Below are 19,986 nucleotides of genomic sequence, written 5' to 3'. Positions count from 1 at the left end.
CAGAAGGTTTTTATGTCCACCACCAAAGCCCGCGCAGATTCACTCTCGCTTCTGCTCTTTACCTTGCGCAGCGGCAAGCTGATGGCCATCAACCTGCTGAAAGTCAGCGAAATCATTCCCTGCCCGCCGCTGACCAAGCTGCCGGAGTCCCACCCGCACGTCAAAGGCATCGCCACCCTGCGTGGCGCGGCCTTGTCAGTGATCGACCTCAGCCGGGCGCTGGGCGAAATGCCCCTGCAAGACCCCGACGGCGGTTGCCTGATCGTCACTGATGTCAGCCGCTCCAAGCAGGGCCTGCATGTGCAGGCGGTGAGCCGGATCGTGCATTGCCTGACCACCGATATCCGTCCGCCGCCCTTTGGTTCCGGCGGCACACGCTCGTTTATCACCGGCGTGACCCAGGTCGACGGGGTGCTGGTGCAGGTGCTGGACATCGAAAAAGTCATCCACGCCATCGCCCCCGCGCAGATCGAAGTGGCACCGACCGACCTGACCATGGAAGAAGCCGAAGTGCTCGGCCATGCGCGCATCCTGGTGGTGGACGACAGCCAGGTGGCCCTGCAGCAATCGGTGCACACCCTGCGCAACCTCGGCCTGACCTGCCACACCGCTCGCAGTGCCAAAGAGGCCATCGACGTGCTGCTGGAACTGCAAGGCAGCGCCGGGCAGATCAATGTGGTGGTGTCTGACATCGAAATGTCGGAAATGGACGGCTACGCCCTCACCCGCACCCTGCGCGAAACCCCGGATTTCCAGGATTTGTACGTGCTGCTGCACACCTCCCTGGACAGCGCGATGAACAGCGAAAAAGCCCGCCTGGCCGGTGCCGACTCGGTGCTGACCAAGTTTTCGTCACCCGAGCTGACCAAATGCCTGGTGGTCGCGGCCCAGACCGTGGCGCAAAAAGGCCTGTAAACATTGACAGCGTATTACCAACTGCTGCGCCGCGACCTCACCACCAGCCTGCCCGCGCCGCAATGGCCGGGCGGCATCCGCCTGGACCATTACCGCGACGAACTGGCCCCGGCGATTCATGCGGTGTTACGCATGACCCAGGAACAGGGCGGCGGCCATGTCGCCAACCTGGACACCTGGCAGCAGCAGTTCATCAGCAACGCAGAGTTCGACCCCAGGCTCTGCCTGGTGGTCAGCAACGCCGAAGGCATACTTGGCGTGGCCCAATGCTGGACCAGTGCCTTTATCAAGAATCTCGCCATCCACCCCTGTACCCAGGGCCAGGGGCTGGGTCGCGCCTTGTTGCTGCACAGCTTCCAGGTGTTCAAGCAACGCGGCGAGCCCTATGTGGACCTCAAGGTGCTGGAGAGCAATCTGCGCGCACGCCAGCTGTATGAAAGTGCGGGCATGGTGTTTGTGCTGCGCGACGTGGTCAGCGACGACTGACCGGCACTGGCGCATAACTTGCTTCCAGAGTCTCTGAACGGCGGATAGAGGTAAAAACCCGTCACCGTCCAAGAGCGCCCTCTGACCTGGCCTGGTAGCAGATCTTCCATGAATACCCATTTTTCCTGCGTTGGTTGCGGCAAATGCTGCACCGACCATCATGTCCCCCTGACACTCGACGAAGCCCGCCAGTGGGCGGCGGACGGCGGCAATGTCATCGTCCTGGTGGAAGGCTTCCTGGGCAATGGCCTGGGCCTGCCGCTGCAACAACGCGAGCATGCCGAACGGCGTTCGGTGGTGGTGCCCAGCGGCACGACCGAGGCGTTTGTGGCCATTACTTTTGCCGCCTACAACGCGGGGCCCTGCCGGAATCTTGACGAAGACAACCGCTGCGGCATCTATGAGCGGCGGCCACTGGTCTGTCGTATCTACCCGATGGAGATCAACCCGCATATCCCACTGAACCCGGCCGCCAAGGATTGCCCGCCGCACTCCTGGGAACAGGGCCCGGCGCTGATCGTCGGGGGTGAACTGGTGGACCCTGAACTGGCGGAGCTGATCCGCCGCTCACGCCAGGCCGACCGTGACGACGTGCAGACCAAGGAAGCGGTGTGCGCCCTGCTGGGGATTCGCACCACGGCGCTCAAGGGCGATGGCTTTACCGCGTATCTGCCGGATATGGGCGCGTTTGCCCAGGCCATTGAATTGGCGGTGGAACAACCGGCCATGGCTAATGAGTGGGTGTTTCATGTGTCCGGCATGGACATCGCCGAACAGTTACTGGATGCCGGGGCACAGATCGCCACCGAGGTGCCGGCCAACTATGCGTTTATCTCCTTGCGCGCTGCCTGAGGCGCGTCAAATGGGTTGGGGCTGTACTGTGGCGAGGGAGCTTGCTCCCGTTGGACTGCGTAGCAGTCCCATTTTAGGGCCGCTTCGCGCCCCAACGGGAGCAAGCTCCCTCGCCACAGGTTATTGATTGCCCTGCACCCTCTCTGAACTGAAGGGCATCAGGGCTTGCCACAGCCACAACCTAGTGGCGTTTGCCCCAGAACTCTTCTGCCAGCCGCCGCAGATCTTCCGCCAGGGCCGCCACGTCGCCCGAGCTGAGCTGGCTCTGCTGGCCGGCAGTGACGGTGGCTTCGCCGGCATTGCGGATGCCGACAATATTGCGATTGATGTCTTCGCTGACCGCGCTCTGTTCTTCCACAGCAGTGGCAATCTGCACACTCATGGCGGTGATCTGGTTGACCCGCTGGCTGATGCCATCCAGGGCCGATGCGGCGCGCTGGGCGTGATCGACGCTGGCTTCGACATGCTGGCTGCTCTGCTCCATGGCCATCACCGCATCCCGGGCGCCGCCCTGCAGGGTGCTGATCATGCGCTGGATTTCATTGGTCGATTGCTGGGTACGTTGCGCCAGGCCACGCACTTCGTCGGCCACCACCGCAAAACCACGGCCCTGTTCGCCCGCTCGCGCTGCCTCGATGGCCGCGTTGAGGGCCAGCAGGTTGGTCTGCTCGGCAATCGCCCGGATCACCTCCAGCACACCGGAAATATCACCGCTATGGCTTTCCAGTTGATGGATCACCGTGGTGGCCCTGGCCAGTTCCTGGGACAGACGCAGCACCGCATCGCGGCTTTCGTCCACTCGCTGATGACCTTCGCGGGTCTCGCTGCCGGCCTGGTCGGCGGCTTTCGAAGCTTGCTGGGCATGGTTGGCGACTTGCGCCACGCTGGCCGCCATCTCATGGATGGCGGTGGCCACCTGGTCGGTCTGGCTCTGCTGGCCCAGGGTGCTGCTGTGGCTGCTGTCCAGTTGCTCGACCAGGGCGGCGGCGTGCCCGGACAAACGCTGCGATGCATCGCCAATCCGGCCGACCACCGCGCCCACCTGGGCTTCAAGCATCTGCATGGCAAATTCGATTTGCCCCAGCTCATCCGCACGCCCGGTATAGATCGCCTGGCTGACGGGGTTATCGGCGATCCGCCGCGCCCGCTCGCTCAGTTGCCGCAGGGGGCGCAACAACAGGTTGACGCCTAATATCCCCACCGCGCCCACCGCCGCCAGGCCCAGTACTTGCACCGCCCACGGATAGCTCGCCAAGCCGACCCCAGCCCCCCAGGTCAAGGCGCATGTCGCGCCGGTGACCAGCGACAACTTCAAGGGCATCTCCAGCACCGGCCGTATGCGCCGAGTGCCCGTGCGCAGACGGGCATACACGCGCTCAGCTGCCATCACCCGCCGCGCATCGGGCCGGGTCCGCACCGACTGGTACTCCACCGCCACGCCGTCGCGGGTGACCGGCGAGGCATAGGCACTGACCCAGTAGTGATCGCCGTTCTTGCAGCGATTCTTCACCATGCCCATCCACGAGCGACCGCTTTTGAGGGTCTGCCACATATGGGCAAAGGCCGCCGACGGCATGTCCGGATGGCGCAGCAGATTATGTGGCGCACCCAGCAGCTCCTCGCGGCTGTAGCCGCTGACGTCGATAAAGTCCTGGTTGGCGTAGGTAATCGAACTGCCGAGGTCGGTGGTCGAGAGAATGTTGGCATCTTGGGCAATGTCCACATTTCGACCCGTGACCGGGAGATTGATCTTCATGGAAAGCGCGCTCGGGGGTTATTGGGGGAGTCGGCAGGGGCACCGACTCTAAGCGCACCGGTTGAGCAAATACTGATCCAGCTCATGTTCCACGCATTTAGTTGCCCGGCGCCAGCGCCTGCGGCTCGTGGTACTCCTCAATCAGGGCGACACAGTCCAGCGCCACCCGTGCGCTGCGCGGCAACCTGCGCACGGCCAGTACGCTGCGGGCGGGCAAGCGGCTACGGGCGAAGTAGCCCAGGTACACCTCATTGACCAGGGCCAGGTCATCCAGGTCGGCCAGCATCAAGGTGCACTTGACCACCCGATCCAACGACGAATGATGACGCTCCAACAGGTCGTGCAGGTTCTTCATCACCTGCTTCATCTGCGCGCCCGTCCCGCCTTTCACTGGATTACCGCGAATATCCAACCCCGAGATACTGGAGATGTACAACGTGTCGCCGACCCGCACCGCCTCGGAAAAAGGCAGCGTCAGCTCGCTGGGGTAAAAGCGCGGCCCATCGCCCGGTTGCGCCGCTGCAATGTCGAGCTCCTCCTGCAGATACCCTCGCAGAATGCGCTGGTGCTCGCCGCTCTGCTTGAGCTGCTCCAGCGCCCGGTTAAGGTCACTGCGCAATTCGCGATCGGACTTGCGCACGCCGATGGCCACGGCAGTGCCCATCTGTTGGCCGGTGACCGGCGGGCCGACGAAATCGAAAGGTTGCCCCTGCTCGGTGTCGAGCAGCTCCTGGCGAATTTCGGCTGTACCTTGCAGGGTCGCGTCGATATCACCGGCCACCAGGCTGCGGATCAACTGGTCGTTGAGCCAGAAGCTCTTGATGATCACCCCGGCCGGCGCCCATTGCGCCAGGGCGAACGCTTCGCGATTGCTGCCGGTCAACACCCCCACGCGCTTGCCCTTGAGGGCGCGTACCGTGGGCATCAGCCCGGAATAACGGCGCGCCACCAAGTGCGTGGTCAGGGGGTACAAATCGTCGGTGAAGTCGATCAACTGCCGGCGTTGCGGGGTAGAAGCCATGCCCATGATTGCGTCGAAACGCCGGCTTTCAAGGGCTGCGATGCTATGGGTGAAGACTTGATCGACCCAGATGCAGCGAACATCGAGTTGCGCGCACAAGGCATTGCCCAGTTCGATGTTCAAGCCGACCAACTGCCCTTGGGCGTTGCGGCTTTCATAGGGAGGAAACAGAGGGGAAATCGCGAAGCGGATCTCGCTGCGCGGCGCCGCCGCGGCCACCGGCCCTATCAGAAAGGCGCCCGACAGTAGCGCCCCAATGGATAAAACAAAGATCTTTGCCCAAGCCATGAAGACATCCCTTTCTTGAAAACCCCACTCCTTCACCCCGTGCTGCCAACCAGGCGCGGCGAAGGGGTATCGAGCAAGCTTTCAAGAAAAGGTCATTAGCCGACAAGGCGAAAAGTCAGCAATGGCTGTAGGCAGTCAGCGCTTGCCCATCGAACGACGGGTGCCTGGCGGCGCCATGCCGGGGGTCTTGGTGTGGCCGTTCTTCGCGCCGTTTTTGTACCACGGCTGATTGCTGTCTTTCACCCCGGCCAGCTCACCCGGCTTGAAGGGGAATTTGAACGCCGGGATCACCGGCTTGGCTTCACTGTCGAGGCTGTCTGGATCAGCGAGTTCGGCGCTTTCAACAGGCGGTTGTGTCGGGGAATTCATGGAAGCTCCGGAGCGTGCAAAAAATGACGCGGGCCCGACTTGCGGGCCACACTGGCGCGCAGTATACCTGCGCGCCCTGGTTCTTTAACCACTGCCCGTACGAATGGTCGACCTTTGCTGACAGCGCTGTCAGTTACCGGTCACTTTGCTGACCGGGTTTGCAGGCTATAAAGAGCCTACGCTCCTCCCTTTCCCTGTCCGGACGCCGCGAGACCATGCCCATTCAACGCAAAACCACCGTGATTGTGCTCGCCGTCGTGGCCCTGGCGGTCATGGCCTGGGTGGCGACCCGGCCGGCCAAGACCAAGCTGTCGGCTTCCAGCGCAATCCCGGTACGGGTGGTCAGTGTCGCGCAGCAGGATATCCCACGGTTTGTCAGCGGTATCGGCTCGGTACTGTCGCTGCATAGCGTGGTGATCCGCCCGCAGGTCGACGGCATTCTCACCCAGTTGATGGTCAAGGAGGGGCAACGGGTCAAGGCCGGCGACCTGCTGGCGAGCATTGATGACCGGGCGATCCGCGCCAGCCTTGACCAGGCCAAGGCCCAGTTGGGCGAAAGCCAGGCGCAGTTGCAGGTGGCACAGGTCAATCTCAAGCGCTACAAAGAACTGAGCATCGACGACGGCGTGTCGAAGCAGACTTACGACCAGCAGCAAGCCCTGGTCAACCAGCTCAAGGCCACGGCCCTGGGCAACCAGGCGGCAATTGATGCGGCCCAGGTTCAGCTTTCCTACACACAGATTCGCTCCCCCGTCAGCGGTCGGGTGGGGATTCGCAATGTGGATGAAGGCAACTTCCTGCGTACCAGCGATGCCCAGGGCCTGTTCTCGGTGACGCAGATCGACCCGATCGCCGTGGAATTTTCCCTGCCGCAACAGATGCTGCCGACCCTGCAGGGCCTGATCGCCGCGCAACACCCGGCCAGTGTCGATGCGTTCCTCGGCGCCGACACCGACAGCCCGGCCGCCATCCTGCTCGGCGAAGGCCGCCTGAGCCTGATTGATAACCAGATCAGCGCCACCACCGGCACCATCCGCGCCAAGGCCGAATTCAGCAATGCCACGCAAAAACTGTGGCCGGGGCAACTGGTCACGGTGAAGATCCAGACCGCCCTCGACAAGGCGGCCCTGGTGGTGCCGCCGACCGTGGTCCAGCGCGGCCTGGACTCGCACTTCGTGTACCGCGTCAATGGCGACAAGGTGGACGTGGTGCCGGTGCACGTGACCTACCAGAACAGCGACCTGACGATTGTCACCGGTGTGCAGGCCGGTGATGTGCTGGTCAGCGACGGCCAGTCGCGCCTCAAGGCCGGTGCCCAGGTGGAGGTGCTCAAGGAGCCGCCGCAAGTGGTCCAGACCGCCCAAGCGCAGGCCCGGCCATGAAGGGTCGTGGCTCAGTATCGGCCTGGTGCGTCGACCATCCGGTCGCCACCCTGCTGCTGACCTTTGCCCTGGTGCTGCTGGGCTTGATCGCCTTCCCGCGCCTGCCCGTCGCGCCACTGCCGGAGGCGGAGTTCCCGACGATCCAGGTCACCGCCCAACTGCCCGGCGCCAGCCCCGACACCATGGCCTCGTCGGTGGCCACGCCCCTGGAAGTGCAATTCAGTGCCATCCCCGGCATGACCCAGATGACCTCCAGCAGCGCCCTGGGCTCCAGCCTGTTGACCCTGCAATTCACCCTCGACAAGAGCATCGACACCGCCGCCCAGGAAGTGCAGGCGGCGATCAATACGGCGGCCGGCAAATTGCCCAGCGATATGCCCAACCTGCCGACCTGGCGTAAGGTCAACCCGGCGGACAGCCCGGTGCTGATCCTCAGCATCAGCTCCAACAATATGCCCGGCACCGAACTGAGCGACTACGTGGAGACCCTGCTGGCCCGGCAGATCAGCCAGATCGACGGCGTCGGCCAGATCAGCATCACCGGCCAGCAACGCCCGGCAATCCGGGTACAGGCCTCGCCGGACAAACTCGCCGCCATCGGCCTGACCCTGGCCGATATCCGCCTGGTGCTGCAGCAGTCGAGCCTGAACCTGGCCAAGGGCGCGCTGTATGGGCGCGACAGCGTATCGACGCTGTCGACCAACGATCAGCTGTTTCATCCTGAGGAATACGGCGAGCTGATTGTTTCCTACAAGGACGGCGCGCCGGTGCAGTTGCGCGACGTGGCACGGGTGATCAACGGTTCGGAAAACGCCTACGTGCAGGCCTGGTCCGGTGATACACCGGGGGTCAACCTGGTGATTTTCCGCCAGCCGGGGGCCAATATCGTCGACACCGTGGACCGCATCCAGGCCGAGCTGCCGCGCTTGCAGGCGATGCTGCCGGCGTCGGTGGAAGTCAGCTCGCTGTCGGATCGCACCAAGACCATTCGTGCCTCGCTGCATGAAGTGGAAATCACCCTGTTGATCGCGGTGTTGCTGGTGGTGGCGGTGATGGCGCTGTTCCTGCGCCAGTGGTCGGCAACCCTGATTGTCTCCAGTGTGCTGGGGGTGTCGCTGGTGGCCACTTTTGCCCTGATGTATGTGATGGGCTTCAGTTTGAACAACCTGACCCTGGTGGCCATCGTGATTGCCGTGGGTTTTGTGGTGGACGATGCGATTGTGGTGGTGGAGAACATCCACCGTCACCTTGAGGCGGGCCTGGACAAGCGCGAAGCGGCGATCAAGGGCGCCGGCGAGATAGGTTTTACCGTGGTGTCGATCAGCTTTTCGCTGGTGGCCGCGTTTATCCCGCTGCTGTTCATGGGCGGCGTGGTCGGGCGCCTGTTCAAGGAATTTGCCCTGACCGCGACCTCGACCATCCTGATTTCGGTGGTGGTGTCCCTGACCCTGGCGCCGATGCTGGCCGGGCAGTTTATGCGCGCCCCCACCCACCCTCCCCACGACAAACCGGGCTTTGGCGAACGCCTGCTGGCCGGTTACGCGAGGAACCTGCGCCGGGCCCTGGCCCATCCGCGCACGATGCTCGGCATCTTCACCGTGACCCTGGGCCTGGCCGTGGCCGGCTACGTGTTTATCCCCAAGGGCTTTTTCCCGGTACAAGACACCGGTTTTATTCTTGGCACCAGCGAGGCAGCGGCCGATGTGTCCTACCCGGACATGGTGGCCAAGCACCAGGCCCTGGCCGAAATCATCAAGGCCGACCCGGCGGTGGAAAACTTCTCCCACTCGGTGGGTGTGACCGGCAGTAACCAGACCATCGCCAACGGCCGCTTCTGGATTGCCCTGAAAGATCGCGGTGATCGCGATGTGTCGGCCAGCCAGTTTATCGACCGGATCCGCGCCAAACTGGCCCGGGTACCGGGGATCGTGCTGTACCTGCGCGCCGGCCAGGACATCAATCTCAGCTCCGGGCCCAGCCGCAGCCAGTACCAGTACGTGCTCAAGAGCAACGACGGCGCGACCCTGAACACCTGGACCCAGCGCCTGACCGAAAAACTGCGCACCAACCCGGCCTTCCGCGATCTGTCCAACGACCTGCAACTGGGCGGCAGCATCACCCACATCAGCATCGACCGCCAGGCCGCCGCGCGTTTCGGCCTGACCGCCACCGATGTCGACCAGGCGCTGTACGATGCGTTCGGCCAGCGCCAGGTCAATGAATTCCAGACCGAGACCAACCAGTACCAGGTGGTGCTGGAACTGGACAGCCAGCAACGGGGCAAGGCCGAGAGCCTGAACTACTTCTACCTGCGCTCGCCCCTCAGCGGTGAAATGGTGCCATTGTCGGCACTGGCCAAGGTCGACCCGCCGACGGTCGGGCCGTTGTCCATCAGCCACGACGGCATGTTCCCGGCGGCCAACCTGTCGTTCAACCTGGCGCCGGGCGTGGCCCTGGGCGACGCCGTGATCATGCTCGACCAGGCCAAGAACGAGATCGGCATGCCGAGCACCCTCATTGGCAATTTCCAGGGTGCGGCCCAGGCGTTCCAGAGTTCATTGGCCAGCCAGCCGTGGCTGATCCTCGCGGCGCTGGTGGCGGTCTATATCATCCTCGGCGTGCTGTATGAGAGCTTCGTGCATCCGCTGACCATCATCTCGACCCTGCCCTCGGCCGGCCTGGGTGCGTTGATCATGCTGTGGCTGCTGGGCCAGGACTTTTCCATCATGGCCTTGATCGGCCTGGTGCTGTTGATCGGCATCGTCAAGAAAAACGGCATCCTGATGATCGACTTTGCCCTCGAAGCGCAACGGGTTCGTGGGCTGGCACCGGCGGATGCGATTTATGAAGCCTGTGTCACGCGTTTTCGACCGATCATCATGACCACCCTCGCCGCGCTGCTGGGCGCAGTACCGCTGATGCTCGGCGCAGGCCCCGGCGCGGAGCTGCGCCAGCCCCTGGGCATCGCGGTGGTCGGCGGGTTGCTGGTGAGCCAGGCGCTGACGCTGTTCACCACGCCGGTCATATACTTGTACCTTGAGAAGCTGTTCCACAGACCCACTCCGGCCCCCGGGCTGGCGACCACACATTGAGGCGGGGTCATGCGTGTCCTGATTATTGAAGACGAAGAGAAAACCGCCGACTACCTGCATCGCGGGCTGACGGAACAAGGCTACACGGTGGACGTCGCCCGCGACGGCATCGAGGGCCTGCACCTGGCCCTGGAAAGCGACTATGCAGTAATCGTGCTCGATGTGATGCTGCCCGGCCTCGACGGGTTTGGCGTGCTGCGCGCACTGCGGGCGCGTAAACAAACCCCGGTGATCATGCTGACTGCCCGCGAGCGCGTGGAAGACCGCATTCGCGGCCTGCGCGAAGGCGCCGACGATTACCTGGGCAAGCCGTTTTCCTTTCTCGAACTGGTCGCCCGCCTGCAAGCCCTGACCCGCCGTAGCGGCGGGCATGAACCGGTGCAGGTGACCGTTGCCGACCTGTGGATCGACCTGATCAGCCGCAAGGCCAGCCGCGCCGGCCTGCGCCTGGACCTGACGGCCAAGGAGTTCTCGCTGCTCAGCGTCCTGGCGCGGCGCCAGGGCGAGATCCTGTCCAAGACGGCGATTGCGGAAATGGTCTGGGACATCAATTTCGACAGCGACGCCAATGTGGTCGAAGTGGCGATCAAGCGCCTGCGGGCCAAGCTCGACGGGCCCTTCGAGCACAAGCTGCTGCACACCATCCGTGGCATGGGCTATGTATTGGAGAACCGCAGTGTCGAGTAACTCGATTGCCCTGCGCCTGAGCGGCATGTTCACCCTGGTCGCACTGGTGATTTTCCTGCTGATCGGCGGCGCGCTCTACCAGCAGGTGGACCGTGGCCTGGGCCTGTTGCCGGAGGCCGAACTGGATGCGCGCTACAGTGTGCTGGAGTCGTCGATCACGCGTTTCGGCACGCCGGATCACTGGGTGAAAATGACCAACAAGCTCAAGCTGCTGGGCGAAGAGGATGCACGTATTCGCTTCTGGGTAGTGAGCAGCAACCCGGCCTATGAGTACGGCAACCCGGACGCGCACCTTCGCGAGTTCGCCGCCGGCCCCACGGGCAAGCGTGATTTATACCTGCCGGGGCATGCGTATCCGTTCAAGGTGCTGGTCAGCCAGTTCCCGGCCAAGGACCTGCGCCCGCCGCTGCGCTTTATGATCGCCATCGACACCGCCAACTTCCGCGCCACCCAGCACCATTTGCTGATGGCGTTGATCAGCCTGGCGTTTATCGGCGTGGTGCTGGCTTCGCTGCTGGGCTTCTGGGTCGCGCGCATCGGCCTCAAGCCGCTGATCAGGCTCTCGGATGAAGCGCAAAAACTGGCCCCGCCGAAACTGTCCGGGCGCTTGCAATTGTCGCCATTGCCCCCGGAACTCAAGCAATTCGCCAATGCCTTCAACTCCACCCTGGAGCGGGTGGAAACCGCCTACTCGCGCCTGGAGTCGTTCAACGCCGACGTGGCCCACGAACTGCGCTCGCCACTGACCAACCTGATCGGCCAGACCCAGGTGGCGCTGACCCGTGGCCGCTCGGCTGAGCACTACTTTGAAGTGCTGCAATCGAACCTGGAGGAGTTGGAGCGCCTGCGTTCGATCATCAATGACATGCTGTTCCTGGCCAGCGCCGACCAGGGCAGCAAAGCCACCAAGCTGGTTGAAAGCTCCCTGGCCGATGAGGTGGCGACCACCCTCGACTATCTGGACTTTATCCTTGAAGACGCCCAGGTGCAGGTCACGGTGGTCGGCGATGCCCAGGTGAAGATCGAAAAGGCCCATTTGCGCCGGGCCCTGATCAACCTGCTGAACAATGCCGTGCAGCACACCTCGCCGGGGCAAGTGATCGAGGTGCGGATTGAAACGCACGAGCAGCAGGTGCTGATTGGCGTGACCAACCCTGGAGAACGGATCGCCAGCGAGTATTTGCCACGGTTGTTCGAGCGTTTCTACCGCGTCGACGCCTCACGCAGCAACAGCGGGGCCAATCATGGGTTGGGGTTGGCCATCGTCAAGGCGATTGCCTTGATGCATGGTGGGGACGTGTTTGTGCGCAGTGAACACGGTGGCAACACCTTTGGTATCACCCTGCCGATCTGATTTTCAAAACCACTCCGACATAAGCCCATTCCCATAGAGGGTCTTCATCGTCTTGACTGTTACGATTTGGGCAACAGTCATTATCTTGTTACACTCTGTACCGTACCGCTCGCCTGCGCCAATATGTCGCATCGACGAGCGAGACGGCAAAGACAGCCGACCCGCCCTGCCATTTCCCTCGACTTATTTCCAGGGCTCTACACTGGGAATCTGTCTTAAAGCCGCTGACTTCAGCGGCTTTTTTTTGCCATAAAAAAGGCCAGGAACACCCCACAACATTGGCCGTTCAGACTGACCCAAAGGAGCTACCCCGGTGAAAACCGCGCTGACATTCACCCCGTTATTCCTCGCGATTGCAGCAACTATCTCCCCTATCGCCCATGCCGCAGACACACCTCCCACCGACGGATTCGTCGAAGGCTCCAGCCTCAATATCAACACCCGCAACTACTACATGAATCGCGACCGCCGCGACATTCACACCGACGACAGCAAAGAGTGGGGCCAAGGCTTCCTCGGGGTCTTCGAGTCCGGTTACACCCAGGGCACCGTGGGTTTCGGCCTGGATGTGCATGGCATGCTCGGCCTGAAACTGGACGGCGGCGGCGGTACCGACGGCTCCAGCATCCTGCCGTACGGCAGCGGCAACGGCAAAGCGCCGGGCTCGTTTTCCACCGGTGGCGGCACCCTGAAAATCCGCGGCCTGGATACCGAATTCAAAGCCGGCGATCTGTTCCTCAACAACCCGGTAATTGCCGGCGGCATGACCCGCATGCTGCCCGAGACCTTCCGTGGCGTCAGCCTGACCAACCACAGCCTCGACGGCTGGATGTTCGAAGGCGGCCAGGCCAGCTTTGCCAAGATCTACAACCAGAGCGGCCACGGGCGCATCGGCACCAGCTATGGCGCGCTGCCCAAGGGCCAGGACAGCCAGCATATGAACTGGGCAGGCGTGGCCTGGAGCGGTCTGCCAGGGCTGACCAGCAACCTGTACGCCTCCGAACTCAAGGACGTGTGGAACCAGTACTACTACGACCTGGACTACACCTACGCGGTCAATGACCTGGTCAGCCTCAACCCGGGCCTGCACTTCTACCATACCCAGGACACCGGCAATGCCTTGCTGGGGGATATCGACAACAACACCTACAGCCTGCATTTCACCGTGGGCGTGGGCAATCACAGCGTCATGGCCGCCTACCAGCGGGTCAACGGCAACACGCCGTTCGACTACATCGCCCAGGGCGACAGCGTGTACCTGGACAACTCCCAGCAATACTCGGACTTCAACGGCCCCAACGAGCGCTCGTGGAAGCTCAAGTACGCCTATGACTTCGCCGGGCTCGGCGTCCCTGGCCTGACGTCAGCGGTGTCGTACATCAGCGGCAAGACCGACCTGACCAAAGTCGACCCCAACAGCCGCGGCTACTCGGCCTGGTACAGCGCCGACGGCAAGAACGCCAAGCACTGGGAGCGGGATATCGACCTCAAGTACGTGGTGCAGGGCGGCAAGGCCAAGGACCTGGCGGTGCGCCTGCAATGGGCGACCAACCGGGGCAGCAATGGCTACTCGGCGGTGGACCGCGATGTGGATGAGTACCGGGTGATCGTCGACTACCCGATCAATGTGTTCTGACGGCCAATTATCTTTTTTGCCGATGAGCTAATTTCAGGCGCGCGGAACTAAACTGCCCTCATCGTCACCGCCGAAGTCCGTCCGATGAGTCAACGCCGCGCCCTTAACCTGCCTGCACGCCCGGAGCTTTTGCTGATTCTGGGCAGTGGCCTCACCGTCACCCTGATCCTGATCATCGTCGCCGTGCTGCTGATCCGCGAACATGCCAGCACGCTGCAGACCGCCCAACGGTCTACCAGCAATATCACCCAACTGATCAATGCCGATGTGCTGCGCAACGTCGAGCTCTATGACTTGGCACTGCAAGGCTTGATTGAGGCGGCCAGCAAGGACTTGTCGGGACTGCCGGCGGATGTGCGGCATCAACTGCAATTCGACCAGTCCAGCGCAGCCCCCTATAAAGGTGAAGTCCTGCTGCTGGACGCCCAGGGCGCGGTGCTTGCCGACTCGTCGACGCTGACCCCAACCCGACGTAACTTCGCCAACCGCGACTACTTCCAGGTCCATCAACAGAACCCCGAGGCCGGACTGTTTATCAGCCGCCCGTTCAAGATCCATTGTCAGTGCGAGCAGGTCTGGCGTATCGCCTTCAGCCGCCGCGTGACCGGGCCCGACGGCGAGTTTGCCGGGGTGGCCGTGGCGACCATGCGCCTGGCGTATTTCGACCAACTGTTCAGCAGCCTGACCATCGGCAACGGTAACACCATCAACCTGCTGAACAACCAGGGCATCCTGCTGGCCCAGCACCCCGTGCTCGAACAGGACATGATCGACAAGGACCTGAGTTCACTCCCCAACTTCAAGCGCATGCTGCAAGAAGGCAGCGGCAGCTTCCGGGCCATCTCTGCGATCAGCGGTACGCCCCGGCTGTATACCTTTACCAATGTGGGGCGGTTGCCATTGATCGTGGTGGTGGCGTTGGCCAGCGACGATGTGTTCGCCGCCTGGCAGCGCGCCGCGTGGCTGACGGCAGGGGCCACCGGGGTGTTGTGTGTGGGCCTGCTGTGGCTGAGCTGGATGTTGCGCCTGGAACTGCGGCGCCGCTATCGCGCCGAGAAGGTGCTGTCAGAACTGGCAGCCACGGACGGCCTGACCGGCCTGGCCAACCGCCGGACCCTCGACCAGCGCTTGACCCTGGAATGGGAGCGCGCCCGCCGCTCGACCGAGCCCTTGTCTGTGCTGATGATCGACGTCGACCACTTCAAGGCCTTCAACGACCGCCATGGCCATCAAGGGGGTGATGAAGCCTTGCGCAGCGTGGCGCAGGTGATCGGCCGCCAAATCCGCCGCCCAGCCGATCTCGCGGCACGTTACGGCGGCGAAGAGTTTGCGGTGATCCTGCCGCATACCGATGCCAACGGTGCCAGGAGGATTGCCGAGCATATCCGCCAGGGGATCCAGCACTTGCCGCCGGTTGCCGGTGATAGCGAGCCTATTACGGTGAGTATCGGCCTGAGCACCTGGGACAAACGCAGCAGCGCGTCATTGGAGGAGTTGCTGCTCAGCGCTGACCGGGCGTTGTATGAGGCGAAAAATAGCGGGCGTAACCGCGTCGTCGATGCGGCCCTGTTGAGGTAGTGGTTGCGTACCTATTGTGGCGAGGGAGCTTGTCACCACAGATCTGCCTCGCGCCTTGATTGAACATTGGCGGAGCCACAAACCGCCGCCATAAAAAAAGGCCACCCGAAGGCAGCCTTTAAAAACTAAAGAAAGAGAGTTGTTACTTACACCGCCGCAACGGGACGCATGTAAGAGATCGGTGCGGTGCTGGCATCTTCGAAGGTCACGACTTCCCAAGCATCTTTCTGCTCAATCAACTTGCGCAGGAGCTGGTTGTTCAGTGCATGGCCCGACTTGAAGCCTTTGAACTCGCCTATCAGGCTATTGCCCAGCAGGTAGAGGTCACCAATTGCATCGAGGATCTTGTGCTTCACGAATTCGTCTTCATAGCGAAGGCCGTCTTCGTTCAGTACACCATCCGCGTCGACCACGATGGCGTTTTCAACGCTGCCGCCGAGTGCGAGGTTGTGCTTGCGCAGGTACTCGATGTCACTCATGAAACCAAAGGTACGGGCGCGGCTGACTTCTTTTACGAACGAAGTGCTGGAAAAATCCACGCTTGCACTTTGGGTGCGGTCACGGAATACCGGGTGATCGAAATCGATCTCAAAGCTCACTTTAAAGCCTTCGAACGGGACGAAGGTGGCGCGCTTGTCGCCGTCTTCTACTGTCACTTCCCGCAGAATGCGAATGAACTTCTTGGCTGCGTCCTGTTCTTCCAGGCCGGCAGATTGAATCAGGAATACGAAAGGTCCAGCGCTACCATCCATGATCGGGACTTCAGACGCGGAGAGCTCGACGTAGGCGTTATCGATGCCCAGGCCAGCCATGGCCGAGAGCAAGTGCTCCACCGTGTCCACTTTGACGTCACCGTTGACCAATGTGGTCGACATGGTGGTTTCGCCAACGTTTTCCGCGCGAGCAGGAATCTGCACCACAGGGTCCAGGTCGGCACGAACAAACACGATGCCGGTGTCGACAGGTGCGGGCTTGAGAGTCAGGTATACCTTCTCCCCGGAGTGCAGACCTACACCTGTGGCACGGATAATATTCTTCAGGGTGCGTTGTTTAATCATGGCTTGGACCGCTTCAGCGCAAATTGCGAACTGGTATCAACAAAGGCTGGCGATAATAGCAGACCAGACCTTTGCTGAACACCAATCACCTTCATAGCCCTGATACATTCCATTAATCGGCCTGACGACGCAGGAAAGCCGGGATGTCCAGATAGTCCAGATCATCTTGCGGATTCGGGCTACGGGACGCCGCAGCACCGGCCTGGGCCTGGTTGCGCATCACGGTCGGACGATCCAGATCACGGTAGTTCACCGACGGCAGTTCCTGACGAGCAGGTGCTGGAGCGGCGGCCGAGGCCTGGCTGGTGTGCACGGTATTGTCGATAACCTTCACCGGTTTCTCGATTTTAGCGCCCAGCCCCGTGGCAACCACGGTCACATGCAGCTCGTCGCGCATGTCTGGATCGATAACGGTACCGACCTTGACCATCGCGTGCTCGGAAGCGAAGGCTTCGATGATGCTACCCACGTCGGAGTACTCACCCAGGGACAGGTCAGGACCGGCGGTGATGTTCACCAGGATGCCGCGTGCACCTTGCAGGTTCACGTCTTCGAGCAACGGGTTGCGGATGGCCGCTTCGGTCGCTTCACGTGCACGGTTAGGACCGCTGGCGCAGCCAGTGCCCATCATCGCCATGCCCATTTCGCTCATGACCGTGCGTACGTCGGCAAAGTCGACGTTGATCATGCCCGGACGCTTGATGATGTCGGAGATACCGCGAACGGCACCGGCCAGTACGTCATCGGCCTTGGCGAAAGCCGACAGCAGGCTGGCGTCTTTACCGAGGATGGTCAGCAGTTTCTCGTTGGGGATGGTGATCAACGAGTCAACGCTTTCAGACAGCAGACGGATACCTTCGTCAGCGATCTGCATGCGCTTGCGGCCTTCGAACGGGAACGGACGGGTCACGACAGCGACCGTCAGGATCCCCATTTCCTTGGCTACTTCAGCAATGATTGGCGCCGCACCGGTACCGGTACCGCCGCCCATGCCAGTGGTGATGAACACCATGTTGGTGCCTTGCAGCACTTCGGCAATACGCTCGCGGTCTTCCAGGGCGGCTTGACGGCCGACTTCCGGATTGGCGCCAGCGCCCAGGCCCTTGGTCACGGCTGTGCCCAATTGCAGGATGGTCCGCGCGCCGATGCTCTTCAGCGCCTGGGCATCAGTGTTGGCGCAGATGAATTCAACGCCTTCAATGTTGCTCTTGACCATATGATTGACAGCGTTGCCGCCGCCACCGCCGACACCGATTACTTTAATAACCGGGCTTGCGGGGATGTTGTCTACGAGTTCGAACATTTTCCCTCTCCTTTCATTTCTCTAGTTTTTTCGCCTACTACTTTGAAACGGTGTTGCGGTAAATCTTTAGAAATTGCCTTTCACCCAAGCCTGCAGGCGCTCCAGCAACGGCGCTTTGGGCTCGTCACTGCTATAGCTTTCGCGGCTGCCAATGCCCGACAGGGAAATGCCGTCGGTCTGCTTTTGCAGGCCGTACAACAGCAAGCCCACACCGGTGGAATAAATCGGGTTGCGCACCACGTCGCCCAGGCCCTTGACGCCATGGGGCACGCCCAGGCGGACCGGCATGTGGAAGATTTCCTCGGCCAGTTCGACCGCGCCTTCCATCTTCGAGGTGCCACCGGTCAGCACGATGCCGGCCGGGATCAAATCTTCGTAGCCGCTGCGACGCAGTTCAGCCTGGATCAGGGTGAACAGTTCGTCGTAGCGCGGCTCGACCACTTCGGCCAGGGCCTGGCGCGACAGTTCACGCGGTGGACGGTCGCCCACGCTCGGCACCTTGATGGTCTCGCCGGCACCGGCCAGCTTGGCCAGGGCGCAGGCGTAACGGATCTTGATTTCTTCGGCGTACTGGGTCGGTGTCCGCAGGGCCATGGCGATGTCGTTGGTCACCTGGTCGCCGGCAATCGGGATCACCGCGGTGTGACGGATCGCACCTTCGGTAAAGATCGCGATATCGGTGGTGCCGCCGCCGATGTCCACCAGGCACACGCCCAGTTCTTTTTCGTCGTCGGTCAGGACCGAGTAGGCCGAGGCCAACTGCTCAAGAATGATGTCGTCGATTTCCAGGCCGCAACGACGCACGCATTTTTCAATGTTCTGTGCGGCATTCACGGCGCAGGTCACCACGTGGACCTTGGCTTCCAGGCGGACGCCCGACATGCCCAGGGGCTCACGTACGCCTTCCTGGTTATCAATCACGTAGTCCTGCGGCAGGGTGTGCAGCACACGCTGGTCAGCCGGGATCGCCACGGCCTGGGCAGCGTCGAGGACGCGCTCAAGGTCGGCCGAGCTGACTTCACGGTCGCGGATCGCCACGATGCCGTGGGAGTTCAGGCTGCGGATGTGATTGCCCGCCACGCCGACGAACGCCGAGTGAATCCGGCAGCCCGCCATCAGTTGCGCTTCTTCGATAGCGCGCTGGATCGACTGCACGGTGGACTCGATATTGACCACCACGCCCTTCTTCAGGCCCCGGGACGGATGCGTGCCGATTCCGACGATTTCCAGCGTGCCGTCGTCCGCGACCTCGCCTACCAGCGCCACCACCTTGGAGGTGCCGATATCGAGACCGACGATCATTTTGCCGCTTTGCACGTTTGCCATGGGTCCTGCCTCTTCTTAATTCTTCGCGACAGCGGGTTGCGCTGCCGTGGGCGCAGCCGGTTCGCGCCAGCTAACGGCCAGGCCGTTGGCGTAACGCAGGTCGATGCTCGCAATGTTCGTAATCTGTTCTTTCAGGGTTTTGTCGTAGATGGCGATAAAGCGGCGCATCTTCTCCACCAAGTGGTCGCGTCCCAGCAACAACTCGATGCCCGGGCCGGAACTGCCTGCCCCGGTGGTCAGGAACCAGCTGCCCCGCTCGCGCAATTCCAGGCGCGCAATGGAGAAGCCCAGTGGCCGCAGCATCTGGCTCAACGCCTGGTACTGCTGCATCACTTGTTGTTGCGCCCGTTGCGGCCCGAACAACTGCGGCAAATGCTCGTAGTTGGCCAGCTCACGCGGGTTGAATGCCTGGCCCTGGTTGTTCAACAGCGCTTCGTCACCCCAACGGGCCACGGGCAGTTGTTCTTCCAGGCGGATCGTCACTTGATCCGGCCACACGCGCCGTACTTCGGCGTGGGCAATCCACGGCATCTGCTCCAGTTCGGCACGCATGCCTGCCAAGTCGATGGTGAAGAAGCTCGCCGCGACAAAAGGCGCGATCCGCTGCTGCACCGCTTGCTGGCTGATGTAGCTCAAGTCGCCCTGCACGCTGATCTTGGTGATCGGGCGGTCGGCATACGGCAACAGGCGCTGCGCACCTTCATAGGTGCCAAAGCCCAACGCCACCAACAGCACCGGCCAGAACAGGGCCTTGAGAAAACCAAAGTTGGCTTTCGGCAGGCGCGCCGACATCGGCTCTTTAGCCACCATTCGACTGGCACCACGCGGCACCGGCTTGCGGCCGGGAGCGGGTGGCTGATGGCGAAGCGATGCGCCTTGCATG

General features: G+C 62.2%; 16 protein-coding genes. 9 read left to right on the top strand and 7 right to left on the bottom strand.

Translation table 11 applies throughout. The annotated features are described in order from the left end of the window. The first annotated feature begins 12 nt into the window (after positions 1-12). The 3 genes from HBO24_RS05470 (at position 13) to HBO24_RS05460 (ending at position 2,253) form a co-directional block, all read left to right on the top strand. The gene (locus HBO24_RS05470; RefSeq protein WP_057438202.1) at positions 13-915 is read left to right on the top strand and encodes a chemotaxis protein; all 903 of its coding nucleotides are present in this window, start codon (positions 13-15) and stop codon (positions 913-915) included. A gap of 3 nt (positions 916-918) precedes the next feature. Then, complete coding sequence (locus tag HBO24_RS05465; protein WP_170044072.1) at positions 919-1,401, top strand: GNAT family N-acetyltransferase; 483 nt, start codon at positions 919-921, stop codon at positions 1,399-1,401. Between the two features lie 108 nt (positions 1,402-1,509). Further along, positions 1,510-2,253: a YkgJ family cysteine cluster protein gene (locus tag HBO24_RS05460; protein ID WP_057958515.1), complete on the top strand. Its 744-nt coding sequence runs from the start codon at positions 1,510-1,512 to the stop codon at positions 2,251-2,253. Between the two features lie 181 nt (positions 2,254-2,434). On the opposite strand, the gene HBO24_RS05455 is transcribed toward HBO24_RS05460, so the two are convergent. From HBO24_RS05455 to HBO24_RS05445, 3 genes are all read right to left on the bottom strand, one after another. Next, positions 2,435-4,009 (bottom strand): PAS domain-containing methyl-accepting chemotaxis protein, encoded by a 1,575-nt coding sequence (locus tag HBO24_RS05455; protein ID WP_170059381.1) that lies wholly within the window; start codon positions 4,007-4,009, stop codon positions 2,435-2,437. 97 nt (positions 4,010-4,106) lie between these two features. Beyond that, the gene (locus tag HBO24_RS05450) at positions 4,107-5,318 is read right to left on the bottom strand and encodes a transporter substrate-binding domain-containing protein (RefSeq protein WP_170044070.1); all 1,212 of its coding nucleotides are present in this window, start codon (positions 5,316-5,318) and stop codon (positions 4,107-4,109) included. 135 nt (positions 5,319-5,453) lie between these two features. Further along, positions 5,454-5,687, bottom strand: a complete 234-nt coding sequence (locus HBO24_RS05445) for a hypothetical protein (RefSeq protein WP_170059380.1) — start codon at positions 5,685-5,687, stop codon at positions 5,454-5,456. A gap of 215 nt (positions 5,688-5,902) precedes the next feature. On the opposite strand from HBO24_RS05445, the gene HBO24_RS05440 reads away from it, so the two are divergent. The 6 genes from HBO24_RS05440 (at position 5,903) to HBO24_RS05415 (ending at position 15,416) form a co-directional block, all read left to right on the top strand. Next, on the top strand, positions 5,903-7,069 hold the full coding sequence (locus HBO24_RS05440; protein ID WP_170059379.1) for an efflux RND transporter periplasmic adaptor subunit: 1,167 nt from the start codon (positions 5,903-5,905) through the stop codon (positions 7,067-7,069). Next, a complete protein-coding gene (locus tag HBO24_RS05435) occupies positions 7,066-10,161 on the top strand; it encodes a multidrug efflux RND transporter permease subunit (protein WP_170059378.1) in 3,096 nt (1,031 codons plus the stop codon). The genes HBO24_RS05440 and HBO24_RS05435 overlap by 4 nt, the downstream gene beginning before the upstream one ends. A 9-nt stretch (positions 10,162-10,170) precedes the next feature. Then, entirely contained in the window at positions 10,171-10,848 is a 678-nt protein-coding gene (locus HBO24_RS05430) for a heavy metal response regulator transcription factor (RefSeq protein WP_057958510.1), read from the top strand. Then, a complete protein-coding gene (locus HBO24_RS05425) occupies positions 10,838-12,202 on the top strand; it encodes a heavy metal sensor histidine kinase (RefSeq protein ID WP_170059377.1) in 1,365 nt (454 codons plus the stop codon). Before HBO24_RS05430 ends, HBO24_RS05425 begins: the two co-directional genes overlap by 11 nt. 313 nt (positions 12,203-12,515) lie before the next feature. After that, positions 12,516-13,838 (top strand): OprD family porin, encoded by a 1,323-nt coding sequence (locus tag HBO24_RS05420; protein ID WP_170059376.1) that lies wholly within the window; start codon positions 12,516-12,518, stop codon positions 13,836-13,838. A gap of 84 nt (positions 13,839-13,922) precedes the next feature. Further along, positions 13,923-15,416, top strand: coding sequence for a sensor domain-containing diguanylate cyclase (locus tag HBO24_RS05415; protein WP_170059375.1), 1,494 nt, complete (start codon positions 13,923-13,925; stop codon positions 15,414-15,416). Positions 15,417-15,562: 146 nt separating this feature from the next. On the opposite strand, the gene lpxC is transcribed toward HBO24_RS05415, so the two are convergent. The 4 genes from lpxC to HBO24_RS05395 all read right to left on the bottom strand — a co-directional run bounded on the left by lpxC (position 15,563) and on the right by HBO24_RS05395 (position 19,985). Next, entirely contained in the window at positions 15,563-16,474 is a 912-nt protein-coding gene (gene lpxC, locus HBO24_RS05410) for a UDP-3-O-acyl-N-acetylglucosamine deacetylase (RefSeq protein WP_029297841.1), read from the bottom strand. Positions 16,475-16,586: 112 nt separating this feature from the next. Beyond that, positions 16,587-17,777, bottom strand: coding sequence for a cell division protein FtsZ (gene ftsZ, locus HBO24_RS05405; RefSeq protein WP_057444456.1), 1,191 nt, complete (start codon positions 17,775-17,777; stop codon positions 16,587-16,589). Between the two features lie 66 nt (positions 17,778-17,843). Further along, entirely contained in the window at positions 17,844-19,103 is a 1,260-nt protein-coding gene (ftsA, locus tag HBO24_RS05400) for a cell division protein FtsA (RefSeq protein WP_029297837.1), read from the bottom strand. Between the two features lie 15 nt (positions 19,104-19,118). Further along, entirely contained in the window at positions 19,119-19,985 is an 867-nt protein-coding gene (locus HBO24_RS05395) for a cell division protein FtsQ/DivIB (RefSeq protein ID WP_115128967.1), read from the bottom strand. Position 19,986: the final 1 nt, after the last annotated feature.

The sequence above is a fragment of the Pseudomonas sp. WS 5410 genome, from assembly GCF_012985645.1.
GTDB classification, from domain to species: Bacteria; Pseudomonadota; Gammaproteobacteria; order Pseudomonadales; family Pseudomonadaceae; genus Aquipseudomonas; species Aquipseudomonas shahriarae.
This window is presented reverse-complemented; position numbering and strand designations above follow the sequence as displayed.